This is a genomic window from uncultured Roseovarius sp., from assembly GCF_913057115.1.
GTDB lineage: Bacteria > Pseudomonadota > Alphaproteobacteria > Rhodobacterales > Rhodobacteraceae > Roseovarius.
On the sequence record NZ_CAJXNN010000003.1, the window covers coordinates 39621 to 51225 of the forward strand.

Below are 11605 nucleotides of genomic sequence, written 5' to 3' on the forward strand. Positions count from 1 at the left end.
CTCATCACTGGCGTTCTTCGCGCAGAAGGCCGCGAGGCCTGATAAGCGCGCTTGCCTCTGGCGCCTTCCCACAACGCCTTGTAGGGTCCGCGCCATGTCAAACACCCTGCCCACATACTCCCACGATCAGGCCGAAGCCCATGACCGCATCGCCGAAGGCTTGCGCGGGGCGGGGATTGATCTGGAAAACGGCACGCTGACCCCGCCACAAGAGGGGCGACAGCGCACCATGGCCGTGGTGGGCAAGGCCGGGTCGGGCAAAACCCTTCTGTTGGCCGAACTGACCCGCGCCATGACCGAGGCCGGGGTCGAGATTGTCTCGGGCGATTACGAGGGCCGCCGCCGCAAGGATCGGCGCACGCTGGCCATCCTCGCCCCCACCAACAAGGCCGCCAGCGTCTTGCGGATGCGCGGGGTGCCCGCCACCACCATTCACCGCATCCTTTACACGCCGGTCTATGACCCGGAATATGAAAAGATCGCCGAATGGCTGGCCGGCAATGGCGAGCGCCCCGAGATCGAAGGCCTGACCGAGGAGGCGCTGGACCGCGCCCATGCCTTTTACCAAACCCATAAATCCGTGCCGGGAGCCTTGGCCGCTGCTGGCCTGCGCGGCAGCGATTTCATCACCGGCTGGAAACGCCGCGAAGAGCCGCTGGATGTGGGGTTTGTCGATGAAGCCTCGATGCTGGATGACCGCCAGTTCGAAGACTTGCAGGAAATCTTTCCGAACCTGATCCTCTTTGGCGACCCGGCGCAGTTGGCCCCGGTCAATCAATCCGGCTCCATGGTGTTCGAAAAACTCCCCGAGCCTGCCATTCTGACCCTGCATCGCATCCACCGCCAAGACGCCGACAACCCCATTCTGGACCTTGCCCACGCGCTTTCCGACCCCGAGGTGGGGTTCGAAGATTTCGAGCGCATGGTTGAAGACAAGGCTGCCCGAGACGACCGCGTGCAATGGGCGCAGCGGGTCGAGGTGGACCTGATGGCGCGCTCGCCCGTGCTGGTCTGGCGCAATGCCACGCGCATCCGGCTGATCAATGCCTTCCGGGCGGTGCATGGCGCGCCCGAGGATGCGCTTTTGGAAGGCGAGCCGCTGATTTGCGATGGCATCGAACTGCCCCTCAAACACCGCAAAAAGCGGCTGGATTTGGAGGCGCGCGGGCTCATCAAAGGCGCGCAGGTGATCTATCTGGGGCCGGGGCGCAAACCGGGTTTTTCGCGGCTGCATGTCATCGGGGCCGAAGATCCGCAGGTCTCGGCCGCGTCGATCGTGAAGATTGAAAAACCCGATGAAGAAGAGCCCTTTATTCCCTTCGCCGCGCGCATGGGGGCGACCTTCCTGCATGGCGCGGCGGTGACGATCCACAAGGGACAAGGCAGCCAGTGGCGCGATGTGCAGGTTTTTGCGCCCGACCTTTACGCTGCGTCCCGCATGGGGCGAACAGAGGCAGGACAGCCCTTGTGGAAGCGGCTGGCCTATGTCGCCATCACCCGGGCCGAGGAGCGCCTGCACTGGGTGGTGCGCGCGCGGCTGTCGAAACCCACCGGGCCGCTGCGCACCGATGATTTGCACGTGGCCCCCGCGCCACTGGAACTGGAGGCCGAGGCATGAAGACCATCCTGATCACCGGCGCAAGCTCGGGCATTGGCCGCGCCACGGCGGAGGCGTTCTTGGCCGAGGGTTGGACCGTTGGGTTGGTCGCGCGCCGTGCCGAACGCCTGCGCGAGATCGCGGCGGGGCAGGGCAAGGCCATCCCGCTGCCCGCCGATGTGAGCGATGCCGAAGCCATGCAGGCGGCCTTTGACCAGTTTATCGGTGAGGCAGGGCACCTCGACGTGCTGTTCAACAACGCAGGCATCTTCGGCCCGGCCGCCAGCCCCGATCAGGTGCGTGTCGAGGATTTCGATCAGGTCATGGCCGTGAACCTGCGTGGAGTGTTCATCGCCGCGCGTTTGGCCTTTGCGCAGATGCGCGGGCAAGATCCGCAGGGTGGGCGGATCATCAACAACGGCTCGATCTCGGCCCATGTGCCGCGCGAGAATTCGATCTGCTACACCACCTCGAAACATGCGGTGACGGGCCTCACGCGGAGCCTGTCCTTGGATGGCAGGCCCTTTGATATCGCTTGCGGACAGATCGACATCGGCAATGCGGAAAGCGAGCTGGTGGCGGACCTGAAGGCACGCCAACCGGAGATGCATACTATGGATGTGGGGGATGCGGCAGCTTCGGTTCTGCATATGGCGAAACTGCCGCTGTCGGCCAATGTGCAGTTCATGACGGTGATGGCCACCAAGATGCCCTATATCGGCCGCGGCTGAGCGATTGTTCCCAAAAGGGCGCGCCTGCGGCGCGGCTGGATAAGCACGCCTTTGGCGTGCCGTTGGAAGGGGGCTGTCTGCCCCCTCTTGGCCTTTGGCCAATTCACCCCCGAGGATATTGAGAGCCAGAAGAAGGCAGGGTTAGTTTTGCCGGAGCACGCGGAAGGCGGCGGAGGCCCCCCAGCCCGCGGCGATGGCGATGGCCAGCGACATCAGGCCATAGAGCATGGGCTGTTCGCGCGACAGCGTGAAAAGCCAGCGTTCCAGCCCGACCTTGCGCACGTCGATCACGGTTTCGAAATCCGAGACCAACCGGCCCTGGCGCGTCAGCAGGATGCGGGTGCGATAATCGCCCTCGGTGAGGTTGGCCGGCAGTTCGATGGCGGTGCGGAAAAGGGTCTGTTCGTCCAGGGCAACTGCGCCTTCCAGCATCTGGTAGGCGTTGTTGGCCTTGCGGATGCGGATCAGGGCATCGGTGAACTTTTGTGCATCTTCCACGCTCCCCGGCGCGCCGACCGAGCGGATGGCGCGGGGGATCGAGATTTTGTGCCGCAGGTCTTCGACATTGGTCAGCACCTCGTCGAGTGGGCCGGTGGTGGCCACCGCGTAAAAGCTGGGTGCGCGATCAATCTCAACCGCGTCGGTATTGACCCAGATGCCGAGTTTGCGTTCCTTGCGGCGGACAGTCAGCGGCTTGGAGGGGCCGGAGATGGCGACGATGACGTCCAGCGGCTCTTCGGGGATCGCGACCTCGCGCTTGACCGCGCCGAAGACGAGGATATCGGAGCCCTCGAAAGTGGCGGTGATGCGCACCTTGTCGCTTGACAGGCCCAGCACCACCTCTTCCGCCTTGAGCGGCAGGGCGAGGCAGATGAGGGCGACGGCAAGACGCAGCATCTTCAGTGCCCTCCCGCTGCGCCGATGGAATAAAGCTCGGAGGGTTGGATCAGCAGGTCCAGCGCCAGCTTGAAGCAGACTGCCAGCACCATGAGGGCCAGCAGGATGCGCAATTGCTCGGCCTTCATCTTGGTGCCGATCTGCGTCCCGACCTGGGCGCCGATCACCCCTCCCACAAGCAGCAAAACGGCCAAGGCGACATCCACGGTATAGTTCGTGGTGGCGTGCAGCATGGTGGTGAAGGCGGTGACGAAGATGATCTGGAAAAGCGATGTCCCGACAACCACCTTGGTCGGCATACCCAGAAGGTAGATCATCGCGGGCACCATGATGAAGCCACCACCGACGCCCATGATCGCCGCAAGGATGCCCACGGCCACCCCGACCAGAATGGGGGGAATGACGCTGATGTACAGGCCCGAAGTGCGGAAGCGCATCTTGAAAGGCAGGCCATGCACCCAATTGTGCTTTTTACGTTTCGGGGCCTTGCCCGTGCGGGTGTTGCGAATGGCGCGCAGGCTTTCGAAGAACATCATCCCGCCGATGATGCCAAGGAAGACGACATAGCAAAGCTTGACCAGAAGATCGACCTGACCCAGCGACTTGAGGTAGTTGAAGACCACGACACCTAGCGCCGCGCCGATTAACCCGCCTATAAGCAGCACCGTTCCCATCCTGAGATCGACGGTTTTGCGCCTCAGGTGCGCCAAAACGCCCGAGAAGGAAGAGGCGACGATCTGGTTTGCCTCGGTCGCCACGGCCACCGCGGGAGGGATGCCGATGAAGAACAACAGCGGCGTCATCAGGAACCCGCCGCCAACCCCGAACATGCCCGAAAGCACGCCCACCAGCCCGCCCAGCCCCAAAAGCAGGAAGGCGTTGACCGAAACCTCGGCTATGGGCAGGTAGATTTGCATGGCTGTCAGTAACCGCAGCCCCCTGTATTTTGCAAGTGCAGAGCGGTCGCAGGTCCCCGCAGGCCTGATCAATTCTTGTTAACTGGACTTATGTTTCGTGATTTCCGAAGGTCCAGTTGCAGCCCTAACGCCCCGATGTGGCCAGTTTGAAAGCCGCGAACAGGAAGAATGCCCCCAAGGTGGCTTCGATCCCGCGCCGTGTCTTGGCATAGGCGGCGCGCACGGGCCGCGCCGACAGGGCCAGCCCCCAAGCCGCGTGGCAGCCAAGGGAAATGGTAAAGGCCCCGGCGACAAACAGTAATGTCACCCCAAGCCCCGCGCCCTCGACCGCGCCGACCGAGGCAATGGCCAGCCAGAAGGCCACGGCTTTGGGATTCGTAACCTGTAAAAGGTAGCCATGGGCGAAATGCCGCCATGGCGCGCGTGGGGCCATTTCGGCGGGGGTAAGAACCGGCGGGTTGAGCGCTTTGCGAAGCGCGCCATAAGCCAGATAAAGCAGGTACCCCGCCCCAACGACCCGCAGCGCGCTCATCGCCCAAGCGGCTTGGCTAAGAAGTAGGCCGACCCCCAACAGGGTCAGGATGTTCAGGGTCATGCTGCCCATGGCGATTCCCAGGGAGGCCACCATCGACGGGCCGCGCCCTTGCTCGGTGGCGATGCCAACCAACATGGCCACCGCCGGGCCGGGCGAGGAGGCCCCCACCAGCAGGATGGCATAGGCGGCGATGAAACCGGGCAGGTAAGGGATGATCTCGGGCATGGCGCCTCTCCTTGTGGTGTCAGGAGAAGATCGGCGCAGGGCGCGGCGCTGTCCAGAGCAATCATTCCGATAAAGGTCGAACCATCAGGCCGATTTGCGCAGGATCAGGGCATCCACCGGGGCGGCCCCTTGGCGTGGGTAATAGGCCTTGCGCCGGGCGGCTTCGAAATACCCTTCGCTCAGATACAGCGCTTGGGCGGCACTGTTATCCTCGGCCACCTCAAGGAAAAATTCTTCGGCCCCGGCTGCGCGTGCCTCGGCCTCGAAATCCGCCAAACAGGCCCGGCCCAACCCTTGCCGCTGATGTGCCGGATCACAGGCCAGCGTCAGCAATTCCGCTTCCCCGGCCACCACGCGGCCAATGGCGAAGCAGCGCGCATCGCCCAGGGCGAAAACATGCGGTGAGTTTAGCAGCTCCGCGATCTCCCGCGCGACCCAAACCTGCCCACGCCCGTCGAAGGCGCGCGCGTGGCATTGGGCCATTTGCTCAGGCGTCATCAAGGATTTTCGGCGGCGCATCGCGCGCCGGGGCCGCATCAGCGGGCTTGAGGTACAGTGGCGCGGGGGGCGGGGTGCCTTTGGGCGCGGCTTGCGCAATCCGGGCGATGGCCGTGGCAAACTCGCTGGGTGCGGGGGCATGGGCCAAGGGGCCAAGCGCCTCGGCTTCCGCGCGCGGCAAAAGACGCGGTGCACCCCCCAAAGGCTGCACATAAAGCTGATCGCGCGGCGCGGGCAGGGCGGGCAAATGCCCCTCGGGCGCGCCCAAGGCAATCGCCTCGAAGCCATTGACGCCCACCGCCGGAATGCCCAGCGACAGGGCCAGCCCCCGCGCGGCCGACACGGCAATCCGAATACCGGTAAAATTCCCCGGCCCGACACCAACGCCAATGCGGGCAAGGTCGCGCCATGTGGCCCCGCCCTCGGCCAAGACCTCCTCCAGCAGCGGCATCAGGCGCTCGGCCTGTCCGCGGCCCATTTCCTCGTGGCGCACCACCAACACCCGATCACCCGACAGCAAAGCGGCCGCGCAATGCGCGGCCGATGTGTCAAACGCCAGTGTTAGAGGCTCAGACCCCAACGGGGCGCACCTCGGTCACTTCGGGGATATAGTGGCGCAGCAGGTTTTCGATACCCATCTTCAGGGTGATGGTGGACGAGGGGCAGCCCGCGCAAGCGCCCTGCATATGCAGGTAAACAACGCCACGCTCGAACCCGTGGAAGGTGATATCGCCACCATCCTGGGCCACGGCGGGGCGCACGCGGGTGTCCAGCAATTCCTTGATCTGGCCAACAATCTCGCCATCCTCGCCGTCATGCTCGGCATGGCCCGACGGGGCCTCGGCCTCACCGGTCATCACCGGCTGACCCGATTGGTAATGCTCCATGATCGCGCCAAGGATGGCGGGTTTCATGTGGTCCCATTCGGTGTCGTCGCCCTTGGTGACGGTGACGAAATCATTGCCAAAGAACACACCCGTCACGCCTTGCACCTTGAAGATACGCTCGGCCAGCGGCGATTTTTCCGCGCCCTCGGCACTGGGGAAATCGGCGGTGCCAGCCTCCAGCACGGTTTGACCGGGCAGGAATTTCAGCGTTGCGGGGTTGGGTGTGGATTCGGTTTGAATGAACATGATCGCGCCCTCTCTCGGTTACTCCAGATATGCGCGCGGGGCGCCGGAGTGTCAAGGTTTGGAATGATTCTAAAGTTCGCCGGATGCGCTCAGGCGTTCCACAAAACCGTGCCACAGGCGGCAATGTCATAGCCGCCATAACTTTCCGCACGCGCCGCGAACTCCGGGCTGGACAGGAAGCGCATAAGCGCCTGCATTTGCGGCTCGAACCACGCCTTGCGATCCACCAGCAGGGCAAACTGCTCCTCCACCACAGGCGCAAACTCCAACCCATAATTCCGCGCCACGGCTTCAAGGCCAAAGGCCACGTCGCCCTCGCCGCGCCGCACGGCCTCAACCGCGTCATCCTCGGTCCGGGCCACCTCGGCCTGCATCACGCCGGACAAATCCAACCCGGCCTTCGCGGCAAGGCCACGCAACAAGGTATCGGTTCCCGACCCCGCCTGCCGTGGCACCAGCCGCAGACCTTGCAAATCGTCCAGATCCTTGGGCGTGGACTCGCCTGCGCGAAACACCAACCCGCGCCGCCGCGTGGCAAAGCCCAAAAGCACCGCGTTCAGGCCCCCGGCCATCTCGCGCACCGCCGGGATGTTCCAACTATCGCTGGCCGCATCGTGGATATGCAGGCCCGCCGCCATGCCCTCGCCCCGGGCGAACCGCTCCACCCCATCGCGCGACCCGTCATAGAAACTGGCCAATCCGCATTGCGATTGCCGCACGGCCCAATCCAATAGCGGATCGTGACTGCCCAACAGGATCGGCGGGCGCGGCGTGGCGGGTGCCGCCGCCTCAACCCCACCCGAGGTTGCCCCTTCGATCCACGCCCTGATTTCTCCGGCTGGAAACAGCAGTTTGCCGGTCGCCCGCGAGCAGGGCACTTGGCCACTCGCCGCAAGATCGTAAATCTTGCGCTCCTTGAGGCGCAGCAATTCGGCCAGTTCCTTGACCGTCAGATACTCGTGGTCGGGAAAGGCAGGCTCACTCATTCGGGCATCCCAAAACATCAAGAAGGGCGGTCCACAACGGACCGCCCCCACTCTAAAACCTTTATCGAAGAACGGAAACCCGGCAAGGGCCTCCGCTTATTCCGGCGCGTTCGGGAAGAACAACTGTTGATCGGCTACCTTGTAGGCCCCAATCGCATCCTGCCCTGCGTCCGAGACCAGCCAATCGGCAAAGGCTTTTGCTGCCTCCACATTCACGCTGGGGCATTTTTCGGGGTTCACCGGGATCACACCATATTGGTTGAACATGTCCTCGTCGCCCTGCACCTGAATGGCGTAATCCTGCTTGTTGTCAAAGCTGATCCATGTGGCGCGGTCGGTCATCACATAGGCCCCCATGCCGATCCCGGCATTGAGCGTCGCCCCCATGCCAGAGCCGGTCTCGCGGTACCAATCACCGCTGGCGGCGGTAGGATCAACACCTGCATCCCCCCACAGGGCCATTTCTTTCTTGTGCGTCCCGCTGTCATCCCCGCGCGAGGCAAACAGCGCGCCTTCCCCGGCGATCTTCGACAAGGCCCCCTGAACGTCCTCCATGCCGCCCACGCCCGCAGGGTCGCCCGCCGGGCCGACGATCACGAAATCGTTGTACATCAGGTCCGTCCGCGATGTGCCAAACCCGGCCTCGACGAACTTTTCTTCGGATGGTTTGGCATGAACCAACAGGACATCCCCATCGCAGTTTTCCGCGTTCTTGATGGCCTGCCCGGTGCCCACGGCCACCACGTTCACCTGAATGCCGCTTTCTTCCTGAAAGATCGGCAGAAGGTAGTCATAAAGCCCCGAATTGGCCGTCGAGGTCGTGGATTGCACGATGATCGACTGGTCTTGGGCCATGGCGCCACCGGCCATGGTCAGGGCAATCAGGCTCGCGCCAAATGTGCGTTTCAGCATTGGGTCTCTCCCTTGGGTTGGTTTGACATCAGACGATAATTCGCCCTTGAAGGTAATCCCGCGCCGCTTGTGTTTGCGGCTTGGGGAAAAAGGTGTCGGCAGGGCTGTGTTCGATCACATGCCCGCCATGCAAAAACACCACGTCATCGGCCATGCGCTGGGCTTGACCCATGTCATGGGTCACAAAGATAACGCGCGTCCCGCGTGCCTTGGCCTCGCTCACGATCCCCTCGATCGCCAGTACCGAGGCCGGATCAAGGCTTGCCGTGGGCTCATCCAGAAACAGAACGTCGGGGTCAGTTGCCAAGGCCCGCGCCAGCGCCAGCCGCTGCGCCTCCCCGCCCGACAAAAGCCGCGCGGGTTGCTTGGCCTTATGGGCAAGGCCGACATGGTCCAAAAGCGCATCCCGCTTGCTCCGGTTCTTGCCGCGTGCCTTCAAAACGAAATCCACGTTGGCCGCCACCGAGCGGCGCAGCAAAACGGGTTTCTGGAACACCAGCGCCTGCTGTTTGGTGGCCTGCGCCGCCGGGGTGCCTGCCCACTCGATCGTGCCCGCGGTGGGGGCCATCAACCCGTGCAACAGCTTGAGCAGCAGGCTCTTGCCCGCGCCGTTCGCTCCCATGATCATCGTGCAGCCCGCAGGCCCCAGATCAAGGTTAAGGTCATGCAAGACCCGCGCACCGCCCAGCTCAAGCATAAGCCCCCGCACCGTCAGCGGCATCGGTTTGTTGCCGGGCAGGGCTTGCGCCTCGGGGATCACGGGGGCCTCAAACATAGGCCTGCCTCGTCGCGGTCATCCGCACCGATTGCACCGCCGCATTGACGCCAAGTGCAATCACCAAAAGCACGATCCCCAACGCCAAGGCCAGCGCCAGATCACCCTTTGAGGTTTCCAGCGCAATCGCCGTGGTCATCACCCGTGTCAGGTGGTCAATATTGCCACCCACGATAATCACTGCGCCCACTTCGGCCACTGCCCGGCCAAACCCGGCAAGACCAACGGTCAACAGCGAATAGCGCGCATCCCACAATAGCGCCTGCACCGTTTGAAGGCGCGTCAGGCAGAGCGAGCGGAACTGCTCGGCATATTCACCATGCAGGTCTTCAAGCACCTGCCGCGACAGCGCCGCCACGATGGGCGCGATCAGGATCGTCTGGGCAATGATCATCGCCGTGGGGGTATAAAGCAGCCCCAGAAACCCAAGCGGGCCGGAACGCGACAAATGCAGATAAACCAACAGCCCCACAACGACGGGGGGCAACCCCATCAGCGCGTTCATCACAATCAAAACCGCGCCACGCCCGCGAAACCGCCCAATCGCCACCAGCGCCCCGATGGGCAGGCCGATCAAGCATGCGATGAAGGTGGCGGTCAGGCTGACTTGCAAAGACAGGGCGACAATCTCCAACAGGTCCGCGTCGCCGGACAGAACCAGCGACAGCGCCAAACCAAGAGCATCTCCAAGGCTTTGCAAAATTTCCGACTCTACTGTTTAAATTTCAGATCGAAAACAGGTTTGCAGGACGTAAAATAAAGATCAAGGGCAATTCTTATTGGGGAAAATACTCTGTGGACATGGTGCGCTCCATTTCTGACTTTGTTAAAATATGCAAAATAATGCATAATTTACAAAAGCGAAAATATTGCATCCTTATTGGGTCGAAAAGTCCACTTCTTGACCACCCTAACAGGCACATCTGGGCATCACGCCTTAGCCACGCGCCCACGGGGAAAACGCCCCAAGGAAAAGAAAAATTCGCCCGGGCCCTTCCGGCGTTTCGTACGACTCGTACGGCCTATAAAAAGAACCCCCCGTTTTTCGTACGAAAACGGGGGGTCGAACGTACAAGTCGTACGAAAATCTTGGCTCAGATCCGCAGGAAGGGTTGTGCGATCCGCGGGATCAAGCCCTTGAACTTCAAAGGCGCATCGGTGGCGGCCAGACAAATGCAATCTTCCCCGATATCCGCCACCGGCGTATGGTTCAGATCCTCATTGGCAACTTCAATATCCCCGGGGCCGAAATGATCGACCTCATCGGCAAAAGCCCCTTTCAAAACAAGAGTCAGCTCTGTCCCTTGGTGGCCATGATCCGGTACGGCCGCGCCGGCCGGAATGAACAAAAGCCGCGCGCTCGCGTCGCGCGAAGTGGGCAAAATCGCCTGCTTGACCCCCATGCCGATGGATTTCCAACGCACCGCGTCCAAATCGCCACCTATGTAATCCTGCAAAGGCGCAGGCAGTACACCCTTGGATTTACGGGGTTTTTCTTTTTTCTCCTCTGGCGCTTTCAACCGGTCCATCACGGCTTCAAGGCTGCCTGCCGACATCTCGACGCTTTCGGTCTCTTCCACCAAGGCCCCGCCCAAACTGTCAAAGGCCCCCAACCTCGCGCGGCATTCGTCGCACATCGAAATATGCGTGGCGATAGTCAGGTTGAACGCCTCGGGAAGGCTTCCGGCTGAATAGGCCATCAGCAAAGCGTCGGTAAGGTGATGTTTGATTTGGTCTGTCATGGTCGTCTTCACTTCATTACGTGGCGCAGGCGATCCAGCGCCAGCCGGATTCGGGATTTTATCGTGCCCAAGGGCAGGCCAGTTTCCTTGGCGATTTCAGAATGGCTCAAATCGTGGAAATAAGCCTTTTCAATCAGGACTTTCTGTTTCTCGGGCAGATCGTTGATTGCTTTGCCCAATTGCATGGTTTCCTGCTGCAAAGCCAAAACATCGGCCTGATCTGGTTCTTGGTCTGGCCCCCAGGGCAAGTCCTCGGGTTCAGGCCGTCTTTGTTTTCGCAACGCATCAATCTTTCGATTACGCGCTATGGTGAAAATCCACGTCGCAGCACTTGCGCGGGTCGGGTCAAAAAGATGCGACTTTTGCCAAAGGGTGGCCATCACGTCCTGTGTGCACTCTTCGGCAAGAGCCTCATCCGCCCCGGACTTCATTAGAAAGCCTTTCACCCTAGGGGCAAAGTGATCGAACAAGCGGGCAAACGCCTGCCGGTCTTGGTGCTCCCGGATACTCAAGATGCAGGCAACCCAATCGTCGTTTTCCGTCGTCTCTTTATTCGTCACGTCTTCTGGCCCCGGGCCTTGTCGCTGGTTAAGCCGATACCTAACACGCGCCGCCATGAGGGGCGAGGCTGTGTCAAAGGTTTCTTTCTCGACTTCT

General features: G+C 62.0%; 14 protein-coding genes. 2 read left to right on the forward strand and 12 right to left on the reverse strand.

Annotation, left to right across the window (positions count from 1 at the left end; translation table 11 throughout):
• Positions 1–94 precede the first annotated feature (94 nt).
• Both QZ498_RS02195 and QZ498_RS02200 read left to right on the forward strand, forming a co-directional pair.
• A complete protein-coding gene (locus QZ498_RS02195) occupies positions 95–1618 on the forward strand; it encodes an AAA family ATPase (RefSeq protein ID WP_294619784.1) in 1524 nt (507 codons plus the stop codon).
• On the forward strand, positions 1615–2328 hold the full coding sequence (locus QZ498_RS02200; RefSeq protein ID WP_294619786.1) for an SDR family oxidoreductase: 714 nt from the start codon (positions 1615–1617) through the stop codon (positions 2326–2328). Before QZ498_RS02195 ends, QZ498_RS02200 begins: the two co-directional genes overlap by 4 nt.
• 141 nt (positions 2329–2469) lie before the next feature.
• Here the strand turns inward: QZ498_RS02200 and QZ498_RS02205 are convergent, their stop codons facing one another.
• The 12 genes from QZ498_RS02205 to QZ498_RS02260 form a co-directional block, all read right to left on the reverse strand.
• Positions 2470–3225 carry a TIGR02186 family protein gene (locus QZ498_RS02205; protein WP_294619788.1) on the reverse strand — a complete coding sequence of 252 codons (756 nt, stop codon included), beginning with the start codon at positions 3223–3225 and terminating at the stop codon, positions 2470–2472.
• A gap of 2 nt (positions 3226–3227) precedes the next feature.
• Positions 3228–4142 carry a sulfite exporter TauE/SafE family protein gene (locus tag QZ498_RS02210; protein ID WP_294619790.1) on the reverse strand — a complete coding sequence of 305 codons (915 nt, stop codon included), beginning with the start codon at positions 4140–4142 and terminating at the stop codon, positions 3228–3230.
• Positions 4143–4266: 124 nt separating this feature from the next.
• On the reverse strand, positions 4267–4902 hold the full coding sequence (locus tag QZ498_RS02215; protein WP_294619792.1) for a LysE family translocator: 636 nt from the start codon (positions 4900–4902) through the stop codon (positions 4267–4269).
• Between the two features lie 84 nt (positions 4903–4986).
• Entirely contained in the window at positions 4987–5400 is a 414-nt protein-coding gene (locus tag QZ498_RS02220) for a GNAT family N-acetyltransferase (protein ID WP_294619794.1), read from the reverse strand.
• The gene (gene tsaB / locus QZ498_RS02225) at positions 5390–5980 is read right to left on the reverse strand and encodes a tRNA (adenosine(37)-N6)-threonylcarbamoyltransferase complex dimerization subunit type 1 TsaB (RefSeq protein ID WP_294619796.1); all 591 of its coding nucleotides are present in this window, start codon (positions 5978–5980) and stop codon (positions 5390–5392) included. Before tsaB ends, QZ498_RS02220 begins: the two co-directional genes overlap by 11 nt.
• Positions 5970–6533, reverse strand: a complete 564-nt coding sequence (locus QZ498_RS02230) for a NifU family protein (RefSeq protein WP_294619798.1) — start codon at positions 6531–6533, stop codon at positions 5970–5972. The genes tsaB and QZ498_RS02230 overlap by 11 nt, the downstream gene beginning before the upstream one ends.
• A gap of 89 nt (positions 6534–6622) precedes the next feature.
• Positions 6623–7519: a helix-turn-helix transcriptional regulator gene (locus QZ498_RS02235; protein ID WP_294619800.1), complete on the reverse strand. Its 897-nt coding sequence runs from the start codon at positions 7517–7519 to the stop codon at positions 6623–6625.
• A gap of 96 nt (positions 7520–7615) precedes the next feature.
• The gene (locus tag QZ498_RS02240; protein ID WP_294619802.1) at positions 7616–8431 is read right to left on the reverse strand and encodes a substrate-binding domain-containing protein; all 816 of its coding nucleotides are present in this window, start codon (positions 8429–8431) and stop codon (positions 7616–7618) included.
• Positions 8432–8459: 28 nt separating this feature from the next.
• Positions 8460–9206: an ATP-binding cassette domain-containing protein gene (locus QZ498_RS02245; RefSeq protein ID WP_294619804.1), complete on the reverse strand. Its 747-nt coding sequence runs from the start codon at positions 9204–9206 to the stop codon at positions 8460–8462.
• Positions 9199–9906, reverse strand: coding sequence for an ABC transporter permease (locus QZ498_RS02250; protein WP_294619806.1), 708 nt, complete (start codon positions 9904–9906; stop codon positions 9199–9201). The genes QZ498_RS02245 and QZ498_RS02250 overlap by 8 nt, the downstream gene beginning before the upstream one ends.
• 394 nt (positions 9907–10300) lie before the next feature.
• Complete coding sequence (locus QZ498_RS02255) at positions 10301–10948, reverse strand: ChrR family anti-sigma-E factor (protein WP_294619808.1); 648 nt, start codon at positions 10946–10948, stop codon at positions 10301–10303.
• 8 nt (positions 10949–10956) lie between these two features.
• Positions 10957–11508: a sigma-70 family RNA polymerase sigma factor gene (locus QZ498_RS02260; protein ID WP_294619810.1), complete on the reverse strand. Its 552-nt coding sequence runs from the start codon at positions 11506–11508 to the stop codon at positions 10957–10959.
• Between the last annotated feature and the right edge of the window lie 97 nt (positions 11509–11605).